Origin of the sequence: Leadbettera azotonutricia ZAS-9 (assembly GCF_000214355.1) — a bacterium.
Lineage (GTDB): Bacteria > Spirochaetota > Spirochaetia > Treponematales > Breznakiellaceae > Leadbettera > Leadbettera azotonutricia.
In genome coordinates, this window is the sequence record NC_015577.1 from 1,630,711 (window position 1) to 1,655,653 (window position 24,943).

Below are 24,943 nucleotides of genomic sequence, written 5' to 3' on the forward strand. Positions count from 1 at the left end.
TTTTACCAATCCAGTCGAAAGGCTGGAACGAACAATAATATGGTCAAGCGAGAATAGGGTTTACGGTGGATGCCTTGGCGTATCGAGGCGAAGAAGGCCGTGGCAAGCTGCGAAAAGCCCGGGGGAGAAGCACACATTCTGTGATCCCGGGATGGCCGAATGGGGTAACCCAGCAGCCGCGAGGCTGCTATCCGACATCTGAATACATAGGGTGCGGAAGCGGAACTAGGGGAACTGAACCATCTCAGTACCCTGGGAAAAGAAATCAACGAGATTCCGAAAGTAGCGGCGAGCGAAATCGGAAGAGCCTAAACCGTTCATCAGAACGGGGTTGTAGGGCCGTCTGCCCGCAAGGGGCGGAGTGACAAACCATCGACATAGCGGAACTGTTTTGGGAAAGCAGGACAAAGAGGGTGAAATCCCCGTACGCGAAATGGCGATGGCTCTGCAGGACGGTACCTGAGTACGGCGGGGCACGAGAAACCCTGCCGGAATCCGGGTCGACCACGATCCAAGGCTAAAAACGAGATACGACCGATAGCGCAGAAGTACCGTGAGGGAAAGGCGAAAAGAACCCCGGCGAGGGGAGTGAAAGAGAACCTGAAACCGTAAACCCACAACAGGTCAGAGCCGGCGCGAGCCGGTGATGGCGTGCCTTTTGTAGAATGAGCCTGCGAGTTGCGATAGCATGCGAGGTTAAGCGATGGAAGTCGCGGAGCCGGAGGGAAACCGAGTCTTAATAGGGCGCATAGTATGCTGTCGCAGACCCGAAGCCAAGTGATCTAGTTATGAGCAGGCTGAAGCTCGGGTAAAACCGAGTGGAGGGCCGAACCCTAGTCTGTTAAAAAAGGCAGGGATGACTTGTGACTCGGAGCGAAAGACTAAACAAACTTGGAAATAGCTGGCTCTCCCCGAAATGCCTTGAGGGACAGCCTCATCCAAATCTTTAGAAGGTAGAGCACTGGATGGACTAGGGGGCTTCACCGCCTACCAAACCCAATCAAACTCCGAATGTCTAAAGACAACGGATGGGAGTGAGACTGCGGGCGACAAGGTTCGTAGTCGAGAGGGAAAAAGCCCAGACCGTCAGCTAAGGTCCCGAAATGCCGCTAAGTGTGAAATGATGTGCGATGGCGAAGACAGCCAGGAGGTTGGCTTAGAAGCAGCCATTCCTTAAAAGAGTGCGTAATAGCTCACTGGTCGAGTCATGGCGCGCAGACAATGTAACGGGGCTAAGCGGCATACCGAAGCTACGGGTTCAACATGCAAATGTTGGACGGTAGGGGAGCATTCCACGGACCGAAGAAGGCGTGCTGTAAAGCATGCTGGAGGAAGTGGAAGGGAGAATGCAGGTATAAGTATACGAAAAGAGGGGTGAGATCCCCCTCCGCCGAAAGCCTAAGGATTCCTGGGTAAAGGTCATCTGCCCAGGGTAAGTCGGCCCCTAAGGCGAGGACGAAAGTCGTAGTCGATGGGAAACTGGTCCAGAGTCCAGTACCTTAGCAAGTTTTGAGGGGATGACGCATGAGGTGAAACCCGGCCGGGCGACGGTTGTCCCGGTCGAAGCGCCAAGTTATTGGAGTGGCAGGCAAATCCGCCATTCTAGATGAGGCGTGACCGCGAGCGGAGCTACGGCGAAGCGAAGCGGGCGTAATCACGGTGCCAAGAAACAATCCCTAAAGCTAGGCTTGCTAAGACCGTACCGTAAACCGACACAGGTAGGCGGGATGAGAAATCTAAGGCGCTCGAGAGAATTCGCGTTAAGGAACTCGGCAAAATGCATACGTAACTTCGGAAGAAGTATGGCCACTGGTGGTGCAGCAATGCGTTACTGGTGGTGACACAAAGCAGTCCCAGGCGACTGTTTACCAAAAACACAGGCCTCTGCGAATCAGCAATGAGACGTATAGGGGCTGACACCTGCCCGGTGCCGGAAGGTTAAGGGGAGCGGTTAGCCGCAAGGCGAAGCTGTGAACTGAAGCCCCGGTAAACGGCGGCCGTAACTATAACGGTCCTAAGGTAGCGAAATTCCTTGTCGGGTAAGTTCCGACCCGCACGAAAGGTGTAACGATCTGGGAGCTGTCTCAACGCGAAGCTCGGTGAAATTTAAGTACCGGTAAAGATGCCGGTTACCCGTGGTTAGACGGAAAGACCCCGTGAACCTTCACTGCAACTTATCATGGGGACTTGATCTGGCATGTGTAGGATAGGTGGGAGGCTGTGAGGAGTGGGCGTTAGCTTGCTCGGAGCCGACGGTGAAATACCACCCTTGTTAGATTAGGTTTCTAACCTGTCCCCTGAAGCGGGGACAGGGACAGCGATAGGCGGGCAGTTTGACTGGGGCGGTCGCCTCCCAAAGAGTAACGGAGGTGCGCGAAGGTCTCCTCGTCCTGGTTGGAAATCAGGATATGAGTGTAAAGGCACAAGGAGGCTTGACTGCGAGACTGACAGGTCGAGCAGGTACGAAAGTAGGTCTTAGTGATCTGGCGGTAGCGAGTGGAAGCGCCGTCACTTAACGGATAAAAGGTACTCCGGGGATAACAGGCTGATCTTCCCCAAGAGTTCACATCGACGGGAAGGTTTGGCACCTCGATGTCGGCTCATCGCATCCTGGGGCTGAAGCAGGTCCCAAGGGTTTGGCTGTTCGCCAATTAAAGCGGTACGTGAGCTGGGTTCAGAACGTCGCGAGACAGTTCGGTCCCTATCTGCCATGGGCGTTGGAAAGTTGAGAGGAGCTGTTTTTAGTACGAGAGGACCGAAATGGACGAATCTCTGGTGTACCAGTTGTCCTGCCAAGGGCAAGTGCTGGGTAGCTACATTCGGAAGGGATAACCGCTGAAGGCATCTAAGCGGGAAGCCCACCTCAAGATTAACTTTCCCTGGGGGTTCGACCCCCCTGAAGGCACCAGGAAGACTACCTGGTCGATAGGTTGGAGGTCTAAGTATAGCAATGTATTCAGCCGACCAATACTAATCTGCCGTGAGGCTTGACCATATTATTGTTCGTAGGAGTTTGCTAAAGCAAGCTTCAGTGTCCCTAGCCTTGGGGTTTGTTCCGCAAGCTCCGATTAAGCGTTGTTGATAATGCTTGGTGACTATAGTGGAGGTGTTACACCTGTTCCCATTCCGAACACAGAAGTTAAGCCCTCTTACGCCGATGATACTGCCGCTCAAAGCGGTGGGAAAGTAGGTCGTTGCCAGGCTTTTTTTTGCCCGAAAGGACTAAGCCAATAATGAAGGTACATGAAACCGGCGTATTGCAGGCATCCAATATTTACTTTCACACTCCAAGCGAAGCGAACCGAAACTTATTCCTGGTTCCGTCCACGTGCGGGCACTATTTCTGTACAGACAGCTACCAGGTTGCCAGGGAAAATTACGGCAATTTTTTATTGCTCTTTGTCAAAAACGGAAAGGGCTTTATCTATGTAAAAAATCGCAGGGTTGTACTTTCCAAAAATGACGCTTTTTTGCTGGATTGTTATCACTATCATCGGTATGGTACTTTAGCCGGAGCGTCTTTGGAAATGGTCTGGGTGCATTTTGACGGCGCTATGGCCCGTAGGTATTTTAACGCCATCACCCAGGGCGCCAACTGTGCTGTGCTTAGTCCCCGGAATCCGCAGAGTTTGTACAGCAATCTATATAGCATTTATGAGCAGTTTCACAAAAACAAGGCCGCCAATGATATATTGAACAATAGATGCATTATAAACATATTGACGGAATTTTTATTGGACAGTTCGCCTATTGAGGATCAAAAAAGCATTCTTTGGACGGATCTGCTTGCCTATATCGCTGAAAATGTTCAAAATTCGCTGAAACTGAAAGATCTTGCGGAGCGGGTATCGTTATCGCCTTATTATTTTACCCGGCAGTTTAAAAAGGAAACCGGTTATACTCCCCACCAATATGTTCTGCTTGCCCGGATCAACACGGCAAAACATTTTCTCAAGGGTTCCTATCTCACTATTAAGGAAATTGCCTTTGCCTGCGGATTTCCCAGCGAATCCGGTTTCTGTATCGCCTTTAAGCATGCCACGGGAACATCGCCTCTTGTATATCGGGACAGTACTGTTTCGGACCAAACTAATCTGCAGGAATAGTTTGGTCGTGGCGAGGTGTTTTATTTTCTTGTTGTATGATTTTAAAAAATTGCTCTTTTGGGTGATTTCTGTGCGATATTTTTCATAAGCCCCGTATAATGACTATATCACTACTTTCAGGAGGAAGAATATGAAAAAAGCATTTTTATGTCTGTTGGCAGGTCTTTTGCTTGCCGGCATGGTCAGCGCAGGCGGCCAGAAGGCTGCGGGCGGATCATCGGGGACTATCCGGGTCGGCGCTACCCTGCAGGATTTGGGCAATGTGTATTTTGTTGACATTGCCAAGGGTTTGGAGGATCAGGCGAAGAAGCTCGGCTGGCAGCTGACGATTGCCGACGGAAAATCCGATGCCCAGTCCCAGATCAACTCCATCGAAAATTTTATTACCGATGGCGTGAACGCGATCATTATTGCGCCTTATGACAGCGCGGCTTTGGTGCCCTATGTGGCGCGGGCCAAGGAAAAAGGCATCAGGGTGATCTGCGTTACCCAGCCGGTAAACGGTTATGACGCGTGGCTGGGTCTGCCGGAAAAAGAGTACGGTCTGGCAGGCGGGACCCTGGCAGGAAAATGGATCGTGGATCATTTCCCCAAGAATGCGCCGGTTGAGGTAGGAATCATTTCCTATCCCGAAATGGAAACCATCATAGATCGCGGCGAGGGCCTAAAGGAAGGGATTCTGAAACTGGCGCCCAATGCCAAGATTGTAAACGAGCAGTCTGCGGCTACCCCTGAACGGGGCGAGCAGGCTACATCGGCCATGCTTCAGGCTAATCCGAACATTAAAGTAATTGCCTGCATCAACGACTCCGGCGCTCTGGGCGCCCTCAATGCCGTACAGGCGGCGCGGAAAGCCACCGATGATTTCTGTATTGTCGGCCTCGACGCCACGGAAGAAGCGATTGCCCGCATTAAGGAAGGAACCGTCCTCAGGGCTACGGTGGATATTGCCCCGGTGCAAACCGGCAGGGATACTATCGATCTGGTTGCCAGGGTTCTTAAAGACGGACCGGTTACCCAGCCGCAAATAATAGGCATGGTTCCCGTGGATGCGTCAAACATTGCCAAATATTAATTTTCCGCTTAAACTAAGTTAGCGTAAAAGGGAGCATGTATCGCCTGATGCGGTCATGCTCCCTTGTTTTTGAAGGGAGGCGAGAAGACCTTGGAGCAAACCAATCAGTACATTTTGGAATTGCGGGATATTGTAAAACTGTATCCCGGAGTGGTTGCAATGGATAAGGTGAGCCTCGGTTTTTATCCAGGGGAAATTCATGGTATAGTCGGCGAAAACGGCGCCGGCAAGTCTACGCTGATCAAATGCATCACCGGGTGCATTGAGCCCACTGAAGGCGAGATTGTATTCAAGGGTGATGTTTATAAAAGCCTGTCGCCGATCCATGCCATAGAGAAGGGCATCGGCGCGGTATATCAGGAATTTAATCTGGTGCCTTTTCTTTCGGCAGCAGAAAATATATTTTACGGCAGGGAAAAGAAAAAGGGCCTGTTCCTGGATTATGAAACGATGAACAAAGAGGCTGAGGCCATTATCCGGGAGCTTGGGGTTACGATTGATCCCCGCTCGCGCATCAAAGACCTTACCGTGGCATATCAGCAGATGGTGGAGATTGCAAAAACTGTTTCCAGGGATGTCAAGTTTTTGATTTTGGATGAGCCTTCGGCGCCTTTAACGGCGCCTGAAATTGAAGCCATGTTCGGGGTAGTGCGACGCCTAAAGGCCCGGGGAGTCACGGTCCTCTATATATCCCACCGCATTGAAGAAATTTTTCAGCTTACCGACAGGGTGTCGGTGATGCGGGACGGCCAGTATATCCGTACCCTGAACACCAGCGAAACCAATCCGAATGAATTGATACGCCTTATGGTGGGCCGGGAACTGACCGGAACATATCCTGAGCGGAAAACGGAAACAGGGCCTGTTGTATTGGAAGTAAAAAACCTGCGCAATAATTATATCAAGAATGTTTCTTTCACCTTAAAAAAAGGCGAAATTCTCGGCCTGGGCGGATTGGTAGGCGCAGGGCGCACAGAAACGGTACGCGCCATTTTTGGGGCCGATGCAATAAATGCGGGCGAGGTCAGCATCGGCGGAAAGCCGGTGCATATCAAAAATCCCAAAGAGGCAATTAAATACAGAATCGGTCTTATACCGGAGGATCGCAAACGCCACGGGGTATTGCTTGGGCTTTCGGTAAAAAACAATATAACCTTTGCCTGTCTGCCGAATTTGTCTCCCCGTCAATGGGTGGACAACCGGAAAGAGGATGCCATGGTGGGGGAAGAAATAGACAAGCTTCGTATCAAGACGCCAACAGTGCAGCAGCTGGTGAAAAATCTTTCCGGCGGGAATCAGCAGAAAGTAGTACTGGCAAAGTGGCTTGCCACTAAATGCGATGTACTTATCTTTGATGAACCTACCCGGGGGATTGATGTGGGGGCCAAACAGGAAATCTACAAACTGATGCGGGCCCTGGCCGAAGAAGGAAAGTCCATCATTATGATATCTTCGGAAATGCCGGAACTTTTAGGCATGAGCGACCGCATTGTGGTTATGCATGAAGGGCGTATTGTCGGTGAACTTGATGCAAAACAGGCTACGCAGGATGCGGTGCTTACCATGGCGTCCAACTTATAAAGGGGTATACAGTGAAAACAAAAGGTCTTGATTTTCGGGGAATGCTGATAAAATACGGAATCTATTTCGTATTGGTAGCCCTGTTTATCCTGTTTGCGGCTCTAAAGCCCAGGGCTTTTTTATCATCGGAAAACATTTTCAATATTTTACGGCAGGTGTCGGTGGTCGGTATTGCCTCTGCCGGTATGACCTGTGTGATGCTTACTGCGGGAATTGATCTTTCGGTGGGGGCGGTTATCGGCATCGTGGGGGTTATAACCGCCCTGTTTATTTCCCCGGAAAAAGGCTGGGGCCTGGGGCTGCCCCTGGGACTTACGGCGGGCATGGTCTGCGGCCTTATTCTGGGGTTTGTAAACGGATTCATTGTGACCAAACTGAAAATGTTCCCCATGATCGCCACTCTGGGAACCATGACTTCCATTCGGGGCGCAGCGTATCTTATCACCGGGGGCAAGCCTATATTCGGGTTTCCCAAGGGGTTCAGCGTCATAGGCCAGGGCTACATCTGGGTTATCCCCATACCGGTGATCATTATGATCATCATGTTTTTCATCACGTATATTTTGCTGAATAAATTGAGGATAGGCCGGTATATCTACGGCGTTGGCGGCAATGAAGAAGCTTCCCGCCTTTCCGGCGTTGATGTCCAAAAAATCAAGTATTTCGTCTATGCCTTTAGCGGCCTCTGCTGCGCCATTGCCGGAATTGTGCTGCTCTCCCGGACAAACAGCGGGACGCCAAAAGCCGGAACCAGTTATGAAATGAGTATTATTACTGCGGTAGTCCTGGGAGGCGTAAGCATTAACGGAGGCGAGGGAAAGATCACCGGGGTGATAGCCGGGGTACTGATTATGGGTGTTTTGGCCAATGGTATGATTATCGTGGGCCTGAGCGATTATGTACAGCAGGTTATACAGGGTTTGGTACTGATCGCTGCTGTCGCGTTTGATGTGTATGCAAAACAGATCAAGCAACTGGTTTCCCAGGCTGATACCGCAGCCGCAGTATGAATGATGTATTTGCCAGGGTCGGCGGATGGCCTGTGGAAATAGAATGCAAGCCTGACATGGAAAAGAGCCTTGAACGGATCTATGCATGGTATGCAGGGGAAGTGCTCGATCGTCCGCCGGTCCGGTTTTCGCGGCACAACGCGGAATATGAAATTGCCGACAGCTCCGGGAAAAAATGGCCTTCCCTGAAGGACCGCTGGTTTGACGCGGAGTATCAGCTTGAAAAATTTCTCGCCGGGCTGCGGACAAAAAAATTTCTCGCCGAAACTTTTCCGGTATATTGGCCGAACCTTGGCCCCAATGTTTTTGCCGCCAGTTTTGGCTGCCCCTATATTTTTGGGGAAGTTACTGCCTGGGCAGAGCCGGTATTGGAAGAGCTCCCCGCAGTAAACGCCATGCCTGCCCTTGACTGGCAATGCGAATATGTAACAAAGCTGGATCAACTCACCGATATGGCCCTGGAGCAGTCGCCGGGCCGGTTCCTGGTGGGCTATACAGATATTCACCCGGGGCTCGACTGGTGCACCGCCCTGCGGGGAACGGAAGCCTTATTGATGGATCTCTACGACGATCCTGGTGCTGTGCACGCCCTGTGCGGTTCCTGCATGAAGGACTTCTTCAGCTTTTATGATCATTTTGACGCCAAAATCAAAAACCAAAAACAGCTCTCGATTACCTGGATGAATATACCTTCCTATGGAAAAATGCATATTCCCAGCTGCGATTTTTCGGCCATGATCTCCGATGAGCAGTTTGAAGAATTTGCCATGCCGGGGCTGATAAAAGAATGCGAATACATGGATCACAATATTTTTCACATGGACGGCAAAGGGGTAGCCCGTCATTTGGACAACATACTGACCCTTCCCAAATTGCAGGGGATTCAATGGGTTCAGGGCATGGGGGAAGATCTGCCCATACTGCAGTGGATTCCCATGATAAAAAAGATACAGGCCGCAGGAAAAGGCGTGGTGGTGGATCTTACCCTGGATGAACTGGAATCTTTTATTTCGGAGGTGCCGGCCAAGGGGATATACCTCTGTATCGCCACCGGCAGTGTTGAAGAAGAACGGGCCGTATTAAAACGGCTGGAAAGGTGGTAATTTTTTTTGGACTTGAAAACACCGGTCTTAATGTCGTGAAATGAACCACGTAAAATGAAACCAGCTTGACATTCAGATAAAAATCAAATAGCTTCTCTGACAAGGATACATCCATTAAGTCAAAGCAGCTTCTTTTGCTAATCTCCGGTTCCCTTATCCTCCTCCTCATGGGCCTTCTCTACGGCTGGTCAATTATAGCCCTGCCTTTGGAAAGGGAATTTGCCTGGACCAGGGACAAAACTTCCCTCATTTTTGTTGCGGTAATGGTTTTTTTTACATCAGGGGTGCTGGCTGGAGGCCCGGTTTCAAAGCGCTTTTCGCCCGGGGTCTGTATACGCATCTCGGGGTTTTTGATATTTGCGGGCTTTGTGCTGGCCTCAAGGGTGGACAGCGTGTGGGGCATGTGCCTGAGTTACGGATTTTTGTGCGGACTCGGGATAGGCATCACCTATAATGTGGTTCTCACTGCAACGCTTTTCTGGTTCCCCGGAAAGACGGGCCTTGCTTCGGGTTTTCTTTTGGGCGGCTTCGGGCTGGGAAGCTTTGCCCTGGGGCCCGCCGTGTCGGCCCTTATCAATAGCAGCATGGGGTGGCGGCGGGGTTTTTTGATCATCGGCGCAGTCTTTCTGGTCCTGGTTTTTGTCGAATCTTTCATTATCTGTAAACCCAAAGAGGGAGAAATCGAACAGGAAAGCCATGACAGCGGTGAAGGGGGGAAAAACCCGGTGGAAAGAAACTCATCCCCCGGGGAGATGCTGGGCTCTCCGTTTTTCAGGCGTATGTATCTTTGGGGAACAGTGTTGAGTTCCTGCACCGTGGGTATCCTCGGCATAGGGGCGCTTTTTGCTTCTGACATGGGAGCGGGATATACTCTGGCGGCGGTGATGTCGGGCTTTCTCAGCATAGGGAATGGGGGAGGGCGTATTGCCTTCGGCCTTGTATATGACAGATTCGGCAGAAAATTTTCCATGCGCACCGGAGCTCTATTTTTTCTCTCCGGCGTCACCTTGCTTATAATAAGTCATTTTACTGCAAATCTTTTGCTGGTTGGCCTGGGTTATTTTTTTGCCGGCCTTTGCTGCGGGGCTTTGCCGCCCATTTATTCCTGTACCTGCAGAAAATATTTCGGTCCCCGTTATTTCAGCTGGAATATAGGGCTGTTCAACAGTACGAATATCCCTGCTGTGCTTATTGGGAATTTTGCCGCAGGCATTTTGCGATCCAAAACCGGATCATATCTGCCCGTATTTGGGGTGATGGCGATTTTCTCCATCCTTGCTTTTGGCATTGAATTTGCCATGGGGAAGGCTGAGAAAAATATTCCCGGTTCGGGCTCTTGCTAGAAACGCTTCTAGTGCAGCGCAGCTTTTAAAAAGGCTTTATAAAACCGCTCTGCCTTTTCAATCTCTGCCTTTTCGATAAATTCGTTGACCACATGGGCCTGCTCTATGCTCCCCGGCCCTATAATGACGGCGTCTGCTCCTGCGGCGGTAAAGAAGGTTTGTTCGCAAGAAGCAGGAAAACAGGCGATTTTACAGTCTTCGCCGAAACAATCACGGTAGACATTCCCTGCAAGCTTTACCAATTCAGCATCACTGCTGATCTCCCCAGAGCCCATGGAATGATAGTTTTCGAGGGTATAGCCGAATTCGGGGTGGGCAATTTTGAGCCCATCCAGAACCGCGCGAATTTCCCTCTCAGCAGTTTCAGGGCTTTCGCCGGGTATGAGTCGGCGGTCCGCTCTGAGAGTGCAGACACCGGGTATGATGTTGTCCTTTTCGCCGCCTTGTATAACAGTGGATGCAAAAGTAGGGTTGGGGAGGAGGGGATGTTTTCTGGTCTTGAGGAGGGCGGCGTATTCTTTGAGGGCCAAAATACCCAGGGCCGCATTTTCTATGGCGTTGACACCCAATTCCGGGAGGCCCCCATGGCAGCTTTTCCCTTCAAAACGGATGAGAAAGTGGACCAGGCCCCGGTGGGCGATGTGGAGTTCCATGCATGTCGGCTCCCCGATGATCACAAAATCCGCGTCTTTGGTGAATTCCAGGGTCTTCATAGTACCTACATTGAAAAGTTCCTCGTCAGCCACGAGGTTGAGCATGATTTCGCCGTTAAAGGGCTGATCCGCCATGGTTGCGGCGGCGGCGATCATGGCCGCGACGCCTCCCTTCATATCCGCTGCGCCCCTGGCATAGATGCGGCTGCCTTTTTCCACAGCTTCGAAGGGATTGGTGTCCCATTCCGAGCCCACAGGAACTACGTCAAGGTGGCCATTAAAGACTATTTTTTTGCCTTTTCCCTTGCGGATCGAGGCAATCACACTGCTCCGCTTTTCGCTGTGGTTTACAAGGCGGGTCTCAAAGCCGCAGGATTCAAGCCAGGAAGCTGCCCATTTGGCGCATTCAGCCTCATTGCCTGGGGGATTGGAGGTATCGAAGGAGATGAGCTTCTTCAATAGGCTAAAAGTATCGGGAACCGGTACGGGGCTATGCAATTCGCTTTCCTTTCCTTTTCCTTATGGAATCATCCTATACTTCAAAATAAATTTCATCCAGCCCTTGTAAAAACCTTTGCTAAATGATAAATTATAGTATAAGGGGAATTTCTATGGCTGATTCAAATCAATTGGTTACCTTTCAGCTTGGTGAAGAGCTTTACGGCATAAATATCATGGATGTCAAAGAGATTGTGCGGGTACAAGCTATACGCGCCATCCCCAATGCTCCTGTATATGTGGAGGGCATTTTTAATCTCCGCAGCGAAATAATCCCGATCATCAACCTTCACAAGCGCTTTCATCTTAAAAAGACAGCTGCTTCCGAGGAAGACGAGCTTTTGTCGGGCTTTATCATCCTTGACATAGATGGCATGAAGCTGGGGGTCATTATCGACCGGGTTTCCCGGGTGGTAACCATTGAAAGGGAAGAAATTCAGCCACCGCCCCAGATGGTTTCGGGTATTGGGGCGGAGTATATCCAGGGGGTAGTGCGCCAGGAAAAAGGCTACCTTATCATCCTCGATATACGGGATCTTTTTAATCCCAAGGAACTGCAGAAGATATCCGAACTGAGAAGATAGATCCCTTACGGGTTCCCCGCTGGAGTGTTGCATGAAGATAGAAGTCTACTCCCCGACCATCAGGCGGAAGGAAATGGATGCGGTGCTGACCGCTATGGTGGAGGACAAAATAGGCCCCGGGGAGCAGGGCAAACTCCTCTCTCAAATAGCCCGGGAAAAGCTCAAATTCGATTATTGCCTCCCCCTGCGCAGTCCTGCCATGGCCCTCCATTTTGCCCTCAAAGCCCTCGGTATTGAGGATGGCAAAGCAGTGGCGGTTTCTGCCCTTTCGCCCAGGTATTACGCCCAGGTCCTCGAGGATCTGCGCCTCAAGCCGCTCTATTGCGACGTGCTCCCTTCCGCATCTTTTATGGGAAGGGAAACCATTGAAAAAGCCATAGCGGCCAAACCAGAAGGCCTTGATGTGCGGGCCGTCGTTCTGCACCATACTTTGGGCTACGCCCCTGATACCGCGTCTATTGCAGAATTGGGGCTTCCGGTAATCGAGGACAATTCCCAAAGTTATGGCACTGTGACAGCCGAAGTCCCTGCGGGCAGTACCGGCGTCTTTACGATTATGGGCCTGGAAGAGCGTGATATGCTCACTGCGGGCAGCGGGGCCCTGCTCTATGCTGCCAGCAGGCGGGACGCTTCGGTGCTGAGGAATTATGCGGAGCTGGCGCCCGAGTTCGGCCTTCCGGACATGAATGCCGCCATGGGGGTGGTGCAGTTCAGGGAATCTGCCAAGAACCTTGAAAAACGGCGGGAAATTGCCCGGATTTATACCCAATCCGCCCTGCGTACCAGGCACAAGCGTTTTGTCCAGGGCGATAATTCAGAGTACAACAATTACGCATTTCCCCTCATCCTCGAGACAGGCATGAAGGATGTGAAGGCCTATGCCAAACGCAAGGATATTGCGGTAGAAAGCGCTTTTGACAATACCCTCATTGCTCTGGTTCCTCCTGAAGCATGCCAGGAAGCGTATTCGCTTTCCCTGCGTACTGCCCTCTTTCCTCTCCATCCCAGGCTTACTGCCTCGGAAATAGAGAAAGTCTCCAAGCTCATTTTGACTTTGCCGTAGGCGCGCGATGGCTAAGGCTATACTGTTTGTCAATCAGAAAAAAGAACGCGCCAAGTCTTTGGCTGTCGAGATTTTGAAGGATCTTGAAAGCAGGGGCATGGAGGCGGAAAGCTTCAACTTCGAAAAAAAGTCCGAGCCTGTAAACCGCGATGACTACAGCATAGCCTTTAGCCTTGGGGGAGACGGCACGGTGCTTTACACAGCCCGGACCATGGCTCCCCTGGGGGTCCCGGTTTTCCCCATCAATTTGGGGACCCTGGGTTTTATCTCCGGGGTGCGTCCCGAAAACTGGAAAAGCGTTTTTGAAGCGTATCTTTCGGGCAAGGCAAAGCTTTCCCGGCGGCTTATGCTTGAAGCAAAGCTTTCCCGGCGGGGCAGTGTAGTGTTTTCGAGCTGCTGCCTCAATGATTTTGTCATATCGGCTTCGGGCATTGCCAAGATCATAAACTTGAGCGTTTCTGCCGGCCATGAAGAGGGTGCGGAATTCGCGCCTTTGGGCCGCTACCGCGCAGACGGGCTTATCGTGGCGACTCCCACGGGCTCCACAGCCTATTCGGTCGCGGCAGGGGGCCCCATTGTTGATCCTGAGCTTGAAGCCCTCATATTAAATCCCATCTGCCCCTTTGCCCTTTCCGGGCGCCCCATGGTGCTGCCCTCGGGGGAGCCGCTTCTTATCGAAGTGGAGCAGGAGCAGCGGAGCGGGGTGCTGCTTACGGTGGATGGCCAGGTCACAGAACACCTCGAGCCTGGGGACAAGATTTTTATTTCCCCTTCCACAACCCCTGTAACCCTTATCGCTTCGGGCCGCACGGTTTTTTACGAAGCCCTTAAAACCAAACTTTCGTGGATGGGGGGGTGAGTTATGCTTGAGGAACTCAGCGTCAGGAATTTTGCCCTCGTTGACAGCCTTACCCTCGGTTTTGAAAATGGCTTCTCGGTACTCACCGGCGAGACCGGCGCAGGCAAATCCATCATTGTGGGCAGCATTAGTTTTTTGCTCGGGGCAAAGGCCGATGCCGAGGTGATACGCTCAGGCTGTGACGAGGCTGCGGTTTCGGCAGTGGTTACCGTCGCCCCCCAAAACAGGGACGCTTTGGGCTGGCTTGCCTCAAGGGATATAGCGGCCGACGACGGCAGCGTCATTGTGCGGCGCGCAGTAAAATCTTCGGGAAGAAGTTCCATCTATATACAGAATGTCCCGGTAACGAGGGGCGATCTGGCCGAGTTCATGGCCCTGCTGTTTGATCTCCACGGCCAGCATACCCACGAGACCCTGCTGCACAAGGAAACCCATCGCAAGTACCTGGACCGTTTTGCGGGCCTTGAGGACGAAGCCCTGGCTTTCAACAAAGTTTTTATGGAACTCTCCGATAAACGCAAGGCTCTGGAATCTTCGCTCAGTTCAGAGCGGGATCGGGACGCGAGGCTCGAAATCCTCAACTACGGTGTTGACGAGGTGACCAAGGCAAACCCCAAACCCGGCGAAATTAAAGAGCTTGAAACAGAAGCCCAGCGCCTTGGGGATTTTGAGAAACTCAGCCTCCAGGTGAATTCTGCTGCCGAAGCTTTTTTTGACGGCGAGGCTTCCCTTCTAAGCCTTGCGCGGCATACGAGGACAGGCATGGACAATGCAGCTTCCATAGATGCCAGCCTCCAGCCTCTCCTGAAACGCATGGAGGACCTCTTCTATGAAGCCGAGGATCTGGCGGGGGAATTCAGGTCCTACCGCGATTCCCTTAGCTATGATCCCCAGAGGCTTGAGGAAGTTGAAGACAGGCTTGCCCTGCTCCACAAATTGAAAAAGAAATATGTGCCCTCGGGCGCAAGGGAGAACGCAGGGGCTGAGGAATCCCTCCTTACCTGGAAAACCGAGGCTGAAGCGGAGATCGAGGCCCTTACCGGGGCTGAAGAAAACCGCGATAAATTGCGGGGGGAAATTTCCGCATTGGAAAAAAGCATTGCGTCCCGTGCGTCTGCCCTGAGCGCCAAACGTATCGAAGGCGCCAAAAAACTGGGCCGGGGGATAAGTTCCATACTTTCCCGCCTCGGCATGCCCAATGCGAAGTTCGAGGCTTCCGTAACAGCCAAAATGTCCGAGCGCGCAAGCCTCCTCTGCGGCCCCTGGGGCGCGGACGATGTGGAGTTCCTCATCTCCGCCAATGCCGGCGAGCCCCTCAAGGAACTTGCCCGTATCGCGTCGGGAGGCGAATTGTCGCGGGTCATGCTTGCCATTAAAACGGTGCTTGCGGGGGAAGCAAAAGGCGAGGCTGCATCCGACGCCAATGCTGAAACCTTGATATTCGACGAAATCGACACAGGCATAGGAGGCGAGGTGGCCCTGTCGGTTGGCGAATACCTGGCTCAAATCGGGAAGGGCAAGCAGATCTTCTGCGTGACCCACCTTGCAAGCATTGCGGTGCGGGCTGACAATCATCTTAAAGTGGAAAAGAGGGTGATAGCAGGCGAGGGCGGGGGGAGAACCGTTACAGGGGTCTCGCTCTTGAAGCCTGGGGAAAGGCGGCAGGAAATTGCCAGGATGCTTGCCGGCGAGGGCGGCGCTGCGGCCCTTGCCCATGCGGACGAATTACTGGCAAAATACGGACGGAGCTAATATGGCGAAAATTTCCACTGAAGACAGGCATCAATATTTCGAGAAAATCAAACCCTATAAGACGGCCATTGCTGCTTACCTCAAAAGGGAGGAGACAGTTCTTTTGGTGCTCAAAAAAGGGACCGACGGGGCCGCCTTCAAGCGCCTTGCTTTAGTAGAAGAAATGATCAACCTTGCGTCAAATTATATACTCCTTTCGGGAGTTTCCCAGTCTATGCTGAAGCTGAGGAATGAAGAGGCCCTCAACGATTCACGAAAGTCCCTTTACAAAGCGGTTATCTATCTCGAAGAAGTGGTGAGCAATCTCGTGGACGCCCCCTATTCCGAGTATGAAGAAAAACTTGCCGCCATTTCTACAGTAGAAGCCCGGAAGCGCTACCTGTTGGTGCGCAAACTGGGGCTTGCCATTCAGCTTCTTGAAGACGCCTATGGGGACAATACCAAGTGGAAGTGGGTCTTTGTGGAGCTTGAAGGCCGTTTTGCGGCAACAGTTAAAAATATCCTGGATTTGAAAAAAGCCGCCGTCAATACCGATCCCCGCTCCCCTGCCTATGAGCCCACCATGTATCATCTCAGGCTCGCCAAAAAGCTTCTCATGCAGGCGGCGGATCGGTACCGGGAAAAATACGAACTCTCCACAAACCGCATTGACGATTTTAAAATGGGTATACATTTTCTCAATGCCTTGAGGCGCCTTCATATGATCCTGGGGGATAAAGACGATGCTGACACGGTCAAGAAAAAGATTGATATTTGGGCTTCGAAACTGGAAATAGACATAAAAAAACAGGAAGAAGCAGCCAAGAGTCTATAAAAACCCCCGGAGCGCCTTTTGACCGGCATTCCGGGGTTTTTAACAGCAATACTGTTAATTCAACAAAGCCGCAGCGTCGGGGTGCCGCCATCTTTCTGCAATATCGGCAGGACTTTCGGCGGCTATGTTTTTGATCCCCTTGTTTGCGCCCATCTCGATAAGCTGCGATATAAGGTTGGTGTTTCCGTATTGGGCTGCATAGTGGAGTACCGTGTTTCCGGATGCATCCCTGGAATTAATGGCCCGGCCTGAGAACATGGCCCTGGTAGCATCCCCGCCCCTTGCAAGGGCAAGTTCTGCAGGGCATTTGCCGTCCCTGGCAGTGAGGTACACGTCGGAGCCCGAGTCGGCCAGGATTTTCACGGTGTCCCAATCGTTCATGTCCACAGCCAGGCGCAGGGGTGTGCGGCCTTCGGAATCCAGGGCGGAAGTCCTGGCGCCAAGTTCCAGAATAGTCCGGATCATGGAAAGGGGAACCTTTTCCTGTATGGCAATGTGCAGGGGCGAAGAGCCGTTGTCGTCTGAACTGTAGAGCCTGTCTTTGGTGAGGAGGGTCCTGACTGCTGCAGGGGAAGCGAGGAGGGCATTCTGGTAAGGCGTCCTCCCCTGGGAATTACGGGCATGTATGGAAGCCCCCCAGTTGAGGAGCAGCACGCTTATATCGGCTCTGTCGGCAGCTGCTGCCATGTGGAGGGCAGTATCTCCCCGGAAATTCCTGGGGTTGGGATCGGCGCCTCTTTCAACCAGCCTTTCCATAGCGCCGGGGAATCCTACCAATACTGCCTCGATAAAGGGCGTGTTGCCCTCGGCATCCCTCACTTCAAGATCCGCGCCTCTTGCCAGGAGCAGGGCTTCGATGTCGGTCATGCCCAGGCGAATGGAGTCATGGAGGGGCGTCTTGCCATTGAGGGCATGGGCATTGATGTCCAGCCCCATATCGATGAGGGTTTCGGCGGCCCGCCTTGCATTCCAGCGTACCGCGGCATGGAGACCTGTATTGCCCAGGGTGTCGCGGCCGTCGAGCCTTGCCCCGTTGGCAACCAGGGTGCGTATGGTATTGGGGGCGTTATGCTTGACTGCGGTAAAGAGGGGAGTTTCTCCGGTGGCGTTGGCAGCTTCGGTAGCGGCCCCAAGCTGAATCAAAAGGGGAATCCATCTGTCAATCTGCCACATGGCTGCATAATGAAGGGCGGTATTGCCCAGGCCGTCCCTGGCAGCGAGGGTCTGGGGAGTGAGCATCCAGCGCCGCAGTTCACTATCGCTTCCGCCGCTCTGGGGAAAGGTCAGGTACAGCGGGGATTCGCCTTTGGCGTTGGGCGCAAAAACATCAGCCCCCCTGGAAAGAAGGATCTCGCCCGAAGCCTGTTCATTCATTGCCACTGCCAGATGGAGGCTTGTATCCCCCTCCTTGTTCCTGGCGTTTACCATGGCCCTTCTATCCAGTATGTAAGCTACCACATCTGTGTCCGCCCTCTGCCTGATGGCAGCGTGGAGCATGGTATTGCCCTGGCTGTCGTTCTGAAGCACTGTCTCATCGGTGATGAGGATGTAGAGTGTGTTTCTATCAGTCAGGGCTATATCAAAGGGGGTTACGCCATTATTGTCGGCGGCAAAAATATCGGATCTATAGGCAAGAAGCAGAGGCAGGGCGCTTAAACGTTCTTCTTCTACCGCCAGGTAAAGAGGGGTCTTGCCTTCAATATTGCGCGTGTTCACATCGGCGCCTGCGGAAAGCAGGGTCCCGACGATCTCGGGTGAGCGGTTAAGGATGATGACAATATGAAGGGGCGAATCGCCGTGCTCATCCCTGAGATTAGGATTGGCGCCCCAGGTGAGGAACAGGTTGATGGCACTCTGATGTGTCTCGGGAGGGGAGGCAATGTGGAGCACCGAATTCCCCTTGGCATCCTGGGCGTTGACCTCTGCCCCTTTGTTGAGAAGGGCTTCTATAACCTGCACATTGCCTGAACGCGCTGCCTCATGGAGAGGGGTGGCGCCCGAAGCATTCTTGATGTTCACGTTGACTGGTTTGTCCAGCACAAAAGCCAGATACCCCATATAGCCTTCGCGGGCTATGTAATGCAAAGGGGCCATGCCGTCGGCGCTGCGTATATTGTAATTTGAGCTTCGCACAGCCGGCGCGAAATAGGTGTAAAGGGGATTGTCAGAAACAGCCCCTGCCAGGATAAGCCGTTCCGCTGCCTCGGCGTGGGTTTTTGAGTTGGTCTGTTCCAGGGCAATGTCCAGGGCAGTCTTGCCTTGGTTGTCCTTTTTTGCAAGATCGTTTTTCCCGGCTTTGAGGATGATGTCAACAGCGCTTGCGCTGCCTGCATCGGCCGCTATGTGCAGAATGGTCCTGCCTCCGGAGTCTATCCTTGCCAGGGTTGAAGGGTTGAGGATTGACTCAAGAAAGGCGCCGCCTGCCCTTACCGCGACACGGGCGGGGCTTATGCCGTTCTTGGGGCTATGGTGTATGTCAGAACCCCCGCTGGCAAGGACTTTGGCAGTAGGGGGATCGATTTTTTCGGCGCTGATATCCAGGGCTATCCTTTCCTGCCTGTCCAGGGCATTAGGGTTTGCCCCCAGGGCAATGAAGAAAGACGCCAGCGTTGGATCTCTGTTTTCCGCCGCTATATGCAGGGGTGTCCTTCCCAGGCTGTCCGTGGCGTTTACATCCACCTCTCCCATGAAGTAAGGCCGTGCCTTTTCAGATTCTCCCCGGGCAAGGAGGGTCCAGACATCGTCCTCCACTACCACCTTGGCGGCTGTAACGGGGACTGGCGCTGCCTGGGGCTGGCTTTTGCACCCCCCCAGAATTCCTATAAGTAAACCGGCGCCGCAGACAAGTGCGGCAAAAATGGGTCTTTTGCTCATCATAATATGATCATCGACAGGAATTAATATTGACATAAGCCGTTAAAAACGCTATCATAGAACATCCGTTTTAAAACGGCTGCGCGGCCATGGTGGAACTGGTAGACACGCCAGCTTGAGGTGCTGGTGCCGAGAGGCATGGAAGTTCAAGTCTTCTTGGCCGCAGTGTATATAAAAAAGATAAATTTTGTAATTCTTGCCGCTCTTGTTGGGTTGTTTTTTCAATCCTGCAGTGGTAAAGAAGCAGCTGGAGCAGCTTCCGGCAAGCAGGCTGTCCAGCCCGGAGCGGCTGCCCAAACCGGGACCGCCAGGTACACCGATGATGGCAAGCGTATCATCACTATGGGAACCTGGTATGACCGTTTCTATGTGTCGAAGCATACGGACATTCATGATGACCCCAAGATGGCCCAGGAAGATACCGCCCAAATGCGGCTGGATAAGATGCGGGAAGTCGAAAAGAAGTATAACATAGTCTTCAACTATGTGAACCTCACTTTTGAAGGGGTTTGGGAAAGCATAAACGGCTCCGTAGCTTCGGGCGCTCCCGATGTGGATATCTACGAAACGGATCTCCAGTTCGGCATACCTGCCATTCTGCACAATTATGCCATTTCCCTTGAAGAAATGGGTCTTGGAAACACCGATGTCTTTGGTTCCCAGAACGTGATGCGTTATCTGGCCCTCTCGGGCCAGGACGAGGTGTATCTTTTTGCGCCTTCCAGTTCAGGGGGTACCAATGCGTATGTCCTGGCCTTCAACATGGACATGATAAAGGCCGCAGGTCTTGCCAATCCCCAGGATCTTTACGATAAAGGCGAGTGGACCTGGGAGAAGTGGCGGGAGTACCTCAAGATTCTTACCAAAGATATCAATAAAGACGATGAGATTGATATCTATGGTTACGGTGGATGGTGGACCAACCTTTTGACCAATCTTCTTTTCTCCAATTACACCGGCATAGCGACGGGCAGGACCGAGGGGCTTTCGTCCCAGGCTACCAGGGAAGTGCTGGAATTCATCAATACGATTTACAATGTTGACAAGACCGCAAGACCCTGGGACGGCCAGAACTGGGAGATAAATAACGGCCTCTATGCGGACGGGCTTTTGGCTTTCTGGATAGGCGCGGACTGGATCTTCAATCAATACGGCGGAGAGAATCTTCCCTTTAAAATCGGCGTGGTTCCCTGGCCCCGGGGGCCTCATGGCAGTCTCGAAGAAAACCGCCACAGCCAGCCTGCGGGCAACTGGTACTTTATCCCCAAAGGGGTAGAGAACCCGCGCTTTGTGTATGATGTCATCTTTGACTGGAGCAACTGGTATAACGGAGATACCAGCATAGGCATGGATAATGCCTGGTCAAAACGTATGTATCTGACCGACAGGAATTTCGCGTATGCGAGCATGATGGCCTCCAAGCCCGGCTTCGATGTTTTTGACAGCCTGGGTACGGGGTTCAATCTGACCGAACTTATTGTCGGGCAAATCAGCCCGAATCAGCTTATTCAGAATTACAAACAACCTATACAGGATGCTCTGGATAACTTTTTTAAATGAAATGTTTTTTTCGCAGAGCGGGGAAAGTGTTCCTCGTTCTTGTACCGATTTTTATTTTATTTTCCTGTGCTAAACTTGGCAAAGTCAAGACAGCCCAGGTCTTTGGGGAATACGAAAGATACCAGGATATACCAGGGGTTACTTCCGAAGAAATTGCCGCTATAGAAGTTCTAAAACGCAGCACCTCGATTTTTACCTACGGCATGACCATGAGCACCGAATGTTTCCGAGGGGACATTCGGGGCGAGTACAATGTTACCCAGGGTTTTTCGGCCCAGGTCTGCACATGGCTTACCGATCTTTTCGGTGTGAGATTCAGGCCGGTGATCTACGGCTGGGACGCCCTGCTTAAAGGCCTTGAAAGCCGGGACATTTCTTTCTCCGGGGAAATTTCTGCTTCCCTAAGGGATTCGGGCGAGTACTTCATGACCGATTCCATTGCAGAGCGGCGCATCAAATATATCAGCATTGAAGGGGCCGACAAACTTGCGGTAACCGCGAACTCAAGGCCCCTTAAATACGGCTTCCTCACCGGCACTACCACCGAGGCTTTGGTGTCCGCTGCCATCAGGATCGACTTCGAACCTGTGGCAGTTGCCAATTACAATGATGCGTACCAGAAACTTGTCATCAAGGAAATAGACGCCCTCTTTATGGACGAGACCGTCGAAGGGATCTTCTCGCTCTACGGCAATCTCATGATCGAAGATTTTTCGCCCCTCACGTACAACAGGGTTTCCATGGCTACCAGGGATCCCAAACTCGAACCTATTGTCTCAGTGGTTCAAAAATATCTCCTTGCCGCCGGGACTTACCGTTTTGTTCACATGTACGAGCAGGGGAACCAGGACTATCTCAAGTACAATCTTATGAACCGCCTTAGTACAGAAGAACGGGCGTACCTTGATGTTCATCGGGATCCGGAAAATTCCATTCCGGTTTCCATAGAATCTGATAATTATCCCATGAGTTTTTACAATACCAAGGAAAACGAGTGGCAGGGCATTGCGGTAGATCTGCTTGTGGAAGTTGAAAAGCTCACGGGTCTGCATTTTTCCTACTCAAATAACCAGAGCGCCGATGTGGATGAAGTATTGGGAATGCTGCGGGACGATAAGGTTTCCATGACCCTGGAGCTGATCCGTTCCACTTCCCGGGAGAACCTTTACCTTTTTGGGGATGCTCCCTATCTTGTAGATTATTACACGCTGATTTCGCCCACCGATTTTCCCGGCATCACGCTGAGTGATGTGCCTTACCATCAGGTGGGCCTCATCAAGGGAACAGCCTACGCCGAGATCTTCCACGAAATGTTTCCGCATCATACCAACACTGTTGAATTCGCAAACCGTACAGACGCCATCGCGGCCCTTGAGAAAGGGGATTTGAAACTCCTCATGGGTACGAGGAATCTCCTTCTCAATATCACCAATTACATGGAACGGACTGGCTACAACGCAAATCTGGTACTGCGCCGCCCCTATGAATCTTTTCTTGGCTTCAGCAGGAACGAGACGCTCCTTTGTTCCATACTCAGCAAGTCCCAAAGCTTGATTGATACCGGGCGCCTGGTTGATAACTGGACCCGCAGGGTCTTTGATTATTCGGGCGCACTGGCCAGGGCCCAGCAGCCCTGGTTTATCGGTGCTTCCCTCCTTATGGCTATAGTGCTTGCCCTGGTTATCATGATGCTCCTGCGGAACAGGCAAATGGCCGCGAGCCTTGAGCGTACTGTTGCAGAACGTACCCATGAACTGCGTGAACGTTCGGTCGAACTGGAGATCCAGACCAAGGCCGCCCAGGTGGCTTCCCAGGCCAAGGGCGAATTCCTGGCCCGTATGAGCCACGAGATCCGTACCCCTCTCAACGCCATCATAGGCATGACCGAGATTGCCCGCCGGGCCCGGGATATGGAGAAAAAGGATCATTCCCTCGAAGAGATAGCTGTCGCCTCTGATCATCTTTTAGGTATACTTAACGATGTGCTGGATATGTCCAAGATCGAGAGCGGGAAATTCGCCATAGTCCATGATGCTTTCGATCTCCAGGAAGCCATGGAAGAAGTGGCCAATATCATCGTGCAGCGCTGCATAGATAAAAAGATCCAATTCGAGACTGAATTTCAGGGCCTTGAGCGCATCGCAGTCATGGGCGACAAGCTCAGGCTCAAGCAGGTGCTTATTAACCTTTTGGGAAACGCCGTGAAGTTCACCCCTGAACAGGGAAAAGTGGTTTTCCATGTTTCGGGAGGCGAAAACAATGGGGGCAAAATCCGCATACTCTTCAAAACAGAGGACACAGGTATAGGCATGACAGAGGTTCAGATGGGGAAACTCTTCACCGCCTTTGAGCAGGCCGACAGCTCCATCTCAGTCCGTTTCGGCGGTACAGGCCTGGGCCTCGCCATAAGCCAGAATATGGTCAAGCTCATGGGCGGCCTCATCACCGTGAAAAGCACACCGGGATTAGGCTCTGTTTTTGAATTCATCCTGGATATGGAAACAACTGCTTACAAAATGGAGCGGCATGGTCCTCTCAAACCCGAAGAGCGGAACTTCGCCGGCAAGCATATACTCCTCACCGAGGACATAGATATCAACAGGGAAATCATAAAGGAGCTCCTTGCAGACACGGATGTTGAAATCCACGAAGCCGAAGACGGCGCCAAGGCCCTGGGCATTTTCTCAGCCTCGCCTGTGGGCTTCTACGATTTGATCTTTATGGACGTGCAAATGCCCAACATGGACGGCTACGAAGCCGCAGGCCGTATCCGCAGCCTCGAACGCGAAGACGCCAAAATTGTTCCCATCATTGCCATGACCGCCAACGCCTACAAAGAGGATATAGACAAAGCCCTGGCCTCGGGCATGAACGGCCACCTTGCCAAACCCATAGACATGGTGGAAGTCATGAAATCCCTGGATAAATACCTGGGAACAAAATAGCTTAATCCAGTTTGAGTATTGGCCATATTGCAGGTGTTTCCTGCCCCAGGCACCAGAAGCCCACAGAAGCAACCCCCATTCGCCTGTACATTTCCAGCCGCGCCGACAGGGAATAATCGTCCTCATAATAGACCGTAACCGACAGGGGCACTTCGTATTTGAAGTTGGGGATGCCGTTTTCGCGTTGTATTTCGGAAACATTCTGTTCCCCTTTGATCCTTTCTATGCCTGAGTAGAGGAAGGCCCTGTTGGGGTTTATGTCCCCCCAGGTGCGGCCGTAGAAGGGAAGCCCCATAATGAGTTTTTCCCTGCCTATGGCCTCCAGGGAATAAAACGCCACCCGCTGGCACCAGTTCATGGAGGCTATAGGTCCCGGGGCGCTGGTAGACCAGTGCTCATCGTAGGCCATGACCAGGATGCGGTCTACCAGGGGCTTTATTTTTTCGTAATCGTACACATCGTCCTTTAGCTGCCGGGTTCGGGCCGGGAGGGCAACGGTAAAAATCTTGCCTCCCAGGCCGGAGCGCAGTTCCCGGAGAAAGGACAAAAAAGCCTCCCCGTCTTTGGGAGGAACATTCTCAAAATCAATCTGGAGGCCGCTGAAGTCATTGGCGGCTTCCAGCAGATCCGCTATTAAGGCTTTCCGTTCTCTGCTCCCTTCGGCAAGGGCAAAATGGGTCAGGGCCCGGCCGTTGCATGCCACCACCAGGTGGAGCCTCCCTTTATAGAAGGAAACATTTCCTGGTTTGGGCACATTGATGAGCTGGCCGTAACTGTCCAGTTCGGCCCCAAAATACCCCACGTCCGAAAGGGGAAAATCCTGCTTCAGGGTCTGTTCCCTTCCGCTGAGAAGGTAGGCCCAGATTTCCCCAAAGGACGAGACCGGCAGGTCAGTCCCCGGAGGGGGCAGCTCCAGTTCTTTTGGCGGCTCAAGGTATTCTTCCGGTTCACCGGTTTCCTCAGGCAGAACAGAGGCAGGCTCATCGGACTGCGCTGGGGGTGAATGGCATCCAGCCAGGGCAGGAATGATCCCGGCTGCCAGGATGCACAATATAAAGCGTTTCACCTATTCTGCATATAACAGAAATCCGCGTGCGTCAAGGGCAGGAGACCGCTTGACATT

Annotated in this window: 16 protein-coding genes, 1 tRNA gene and 2 rRNA genes; 16 read left to right on the forward strand and 3 right to left on the reverse strand. The window is 52.3% G+C overall.

Annotated features, from left to right (window positions below; all coding sequences use genetic code 11):
- Positions 1 to 41: 41 nt before the first annotated feature.
- The 8 genes from TREAZ_RS07050 (at position 42) to TREAZ_RS07085 (ending at position 10,218) form a co-directional block, all read left to right on the forward strand.
- Positions 42 to 2,995: ribosomal RNA gene (locus tag TREAZ_RS07050) — 23S ribosomal RNA — on the forward strand.
- Positions 2,996 to 3,087: 92 nt separating this feature from the next.
- Positions 3,088 to 3,203, forward strand: a 5S ribosomal RNA gene (gene rrf / locus TREAZ_RS07055).
- Positions 3,204 to 3,233: 30 nt separating this feature from the next.
- On the forward strand, positions 3,234 to 4,106 hold the full coding sequence (locus tag TREAZ_RS07060) for a helix-turn-helix domain-containing protein (protein WP_015711139.1): 873 nt from the start codon (positions 3,234 to 3,236) through the stop codon (positions 4,104 to 4,106).
- 130 nt (positions 4,107 to 4,236) lie between these two features.
- Positions 4,237 to 5,181: a sugar ABC transporter substrate-binding protein gene (locus TREAZ_RS07065; protein WP_015711140.1), complete on the forward strand. Its 945-nt coding sequence runs from the start codon at positions 4,237 to 4,239 to the stop codon at positions 5,179 to 5,181.
- A 90-nt stretch (positions 5,182 to 5,271) separates the two neighbouring features.
- A complete protein-coding gene (locus TREAZ_RS07070; RefSeq protein ID WP_015711141.1) occupies positions 5,272 to 6,762 on the forward strand; it encodes a sugar ABC transporter ATP-binding protein in 1,491 nt (496 codons plus the stop codon).
- Between the two features lie 11 nt (positions 6,763 to 6,773).
- Positions 6,774 to 7,772 (forward strand): ABC transporter permease, encoded by a 999-nt coding sequence (locus tag TREAZ_RS07075; protein WP_015711142.1) that lies wholly within the window; start codon positions 6,774 to 6,776, stop codon positions 7,770 to 7,772.
- Entirely contained in the window at positions 7,769 to 8,875 is a 1,107-nt protein-coding gene (locus TREAZ_RS07080; protein WP_015711143.1) for a uroporphyrinogen decarboxylase/cobalamine-independent methonine synthase family protein, read from the forward strand. Before TREAZ_RS07075 ends, TREAZ_RS07080 begins: the two co-directional genes overlap by 4 nt.
- Before the next feature lie 134 nt (positions 8,876 to 9,009).
- Positions 9,010 to 10,218 carry an MFS transporter gene (locus tag TREAZ_RS07085; RefSeq protein WP_015711144.1) on the forward strand — a complete coding sequence of 403 codons (1,209 nt, stop codon included), beginning with the start codon at positions 9,010 to 9,012 and terminating at the stop codon, positions 10,216 to 10,218.
- 8 nt (positions 10,219 to 10,226) lie between these two features.
- Here the strand turns inward: TREAZ_RS07085 and TREAZ_RS07090 are convergent, their stop codons facing one another.
- Positions 10,227 to 11,330: a M20 family metallopeptidase gene (locus TREAZ_RS07090; protein ID WP_169312615.1), complete on the reverse strand. Its 1,104-nt coding sequence runs from the start codon at positions 11,328 to 11,330 to the stop codon at positions 10,227 to 10,229.
- 152 nt (positions 11,331 to 11,482) lie between these two features.
- Between TREAZ_RS07090 and TREAZ_RS07095 the strand changes: the two genes are divergently transcribed.
- The 5 genes from TREAZ_RS07095 to TREAZ_RS07115 are packed head-to-tail and all read left to right on the forward strand — an operon-like array spanning position 11,483 to position 16,441.
- Positions 11,483 to 11,953, forward strand: coding sequence for a chemotaxis protein CheW (locus TREAZ_RS07095; protein WP_015711146.1), 471 nt, complete (start codon positions 11,483 to 11,485; stop codon positions 11,951 to 11,953).
- Between the two features lie 31 nt (positions 11,954 to 11,984).
- Positions 11,985 to 13,016, forward strand: coding sequence for a DegT/DnrJ/EryC1/StrS family aminotransferase (locus tag TREAZ_RS07100; RefSeq protein ID WP_015711147.1), 1,032 nt, complete (start codon positions 11,985 to 11,987; stop codon positions 13,014 to 13,016).
- A gap of 7 nt (positions 13,017 to 13,023) precedes the next feature.
- A complete protein-coding gene (locus tag TREAZ_RS07105) occupies positions 13,024 to 13,875 on the forward strand; it encodes an NAD(+)/NADH kinase (protein WP_015711148.1) in 852 nt (283 codons plus the stop codon).
- Positions 13,876 to 13,878: 3 nt separating this feature from the next.
- Positions 13,879 to 15,627: a DNA repair protein RecN gene (gene recN / locus TREAZ_RS07110; protein ID WP_015711149.1), complete on the forward strand. Its 1,749-nt coding sequence runs from the start codon at positions 13,879 to 13,881 to the stop codon at positions 15,625 to 15,627.
- 1 nt (position 15,628) lies between these two features.
- Complete coding sequence (locus TREAZ_RS07115; protein WP_015711150.1) at positions 15,629 to 16,441, forward strand: hypothetical protein; 813 nt, start codon at positions 15,629 to 15,631, stop codon at positions 16,439 to 16,441.
- 54 nt (positions 16,442 to 16,495) lie between these two features.
- On the opposite strand, the gene TREAZ_RS07120 is transcribed toward TREAZ_RS07115, so the two are convergent.
- Positions 16,496 to 19,318, reverse strand: coding sequence for an ankyrin repeat domain-containing protein (locus TREAZ_RS07120; protein ID WP_148257739.1), 2,823 nt, complete (start codon positions 19,316 to 19,318; stop codon positions 16,496 to 16,498).
- An 80-nt stretch (positions 19,319 to 19,398) separates the two neighbouring features.
- On the opposite strand from TREAZ_RS07120, the gene TREAZ_RS07125 reads away from it, so the two are divergent.
- From TREAZ_RS07125 to TREAZ_RS07135, 3 genes are all read left to right on the forward strand, one after another.
- Positions 19,399 to 19,480, forward strand: a tRNA-Leu gene (locus TREAZ_RS07125).
- Positions 19,454 to 20,875 (forward strand): ABC transporter substrate-binding protein, encoded by a 1,422-nt coding sequence (locus tag TREAZ_RS07130; protein ID WP_043922972.1) that lies wholly within the window; start codon positions 19,454 to 19,456, stop codon positions 20,873 to 20,875. Before TREAZ_RS07125 ends, TREAZ_RS07130 begins: the two co-directional genes overlap by 27 nt.
- The gene (locus TREAZ_RS07135; protein ID WP_015711153.1) at positions 20,872 to 23,820 is read left to right on the forward strand and encodes an ATP-binding protein; all 2,949 of its coding nucleotides are present in this window, start codon (positions 20,872 to 20,874) and stop codon (positions 23,818 to 23,820) included. The genes TREAZ_RS07130 and TREAZ_RS07135 overlap by 4 nt, the downstream gene beginning before the upstream one ends.
- 1 nt (position 23,821) lies before the next feature.
- Here the strand turns inward: TREAZ_RS07135 and TREAZ_RS07140 are convergent, their stop codons facing one another.
- Positions 23,822 to 24,886 (reverse strand): glycosyl hydrolase family 18 protein, encoded by a 1,065-nt coding sequence (locus tag TREAZ_RS07140; protein ID WP_015711154.1) that lies wholly within the window; start codon positions 24,884 to 24,886, stop codon positions 23,822 to 23,824.
- Positions 24,887 to 24,943 lie beyond the last annotated feature (57 nt).

What these genes read in the sequence shown, in the direction of transcription:
- TREAZ_RS07060 (WP_015711139.1), top strand. Translation starts at nt 3,234, where the DNA reads ATGAAGGTACATGAAACCGGCGTATTGCAGGCATCCAATATTTACTTT.
- TREAZ_RS07065 (WP_015711140.1), top strand. Translation starts at nt 4,237, where the DNA reads ATGAAAAAAGCATTTTTATGTCTGTTGGCAGGTCTTTTGCTTGCCGGC.
- TREAZ_RS07080 (WP_015711143.1), top strand. Translation starts at nt 7,769, where the DNA reads ATGAATGATGTATTTGCCAGGGTCGGCGGATGGCCTGTGGAAATAGAA.
- TREAZ_RS07095 (WP_015711146.1), top strand. Translation starts at nt 11,483, where the DNA reads ATGGCTGATTCAAATCAATTGGTTACCTTTCAGCTTGGTGAAGAGCTT.
- TREAZ_RS07100 (WP_015711147.1), top strand. Translation starts at nt 11,985, where the DNA reads ATGAAGATAGAAGTCTACTCCCCGACCATCAGGCGGAAGGAAATGGAT.
- TREAZ_RS07105 (WP_015711148.1), top strand. Translation starts at nt 13,024, where the DNA reads ATGGCTAAGGCTATACTGTTTGTCAATCAGAAAAAAGAACGCGCCAAG.
- recN (WP_015711149.1), top strand. Translation starts at nt 13,879, where the DNA reads ATGCTTGAGGAACTCAGCGTCAGGAATTTTGCCCTCGTTGACAGCCTT.
- TREAZ_RS07115 (WP_015711150.1), top strand. Translation starts at nt 15,629, where the DNA reads ATGGCGAAAATTTCCACTGAAGACAGGCATCAATATTTCGAGAAAATC.
- TREAZ_RS07120 (WP_148257739.1), bottom strand. Translation starts at nt 19,318, where the DNA reads ATGATGAGCAAAAGACCCATTTTTGCCGCACTTGTCTGCGGCGCCGGT.
- TREAZ_RS07130 (WP_043922972.1), top strand. Translation starts at nt 19,454, where the DNA reads ATGGAAGTTCAAGTCTTCTTGGCCGCAGTGTATATAAAAAAGATAAAT.
- TREAZ_RS07135 (WP_015711153.1), top strand. Translation starts at nt 20,872, where the DNA reads ATGAAATGTTTTTTTCGCAGAGCGGGGAAAGTGTTCCTCGTTCTTGTA.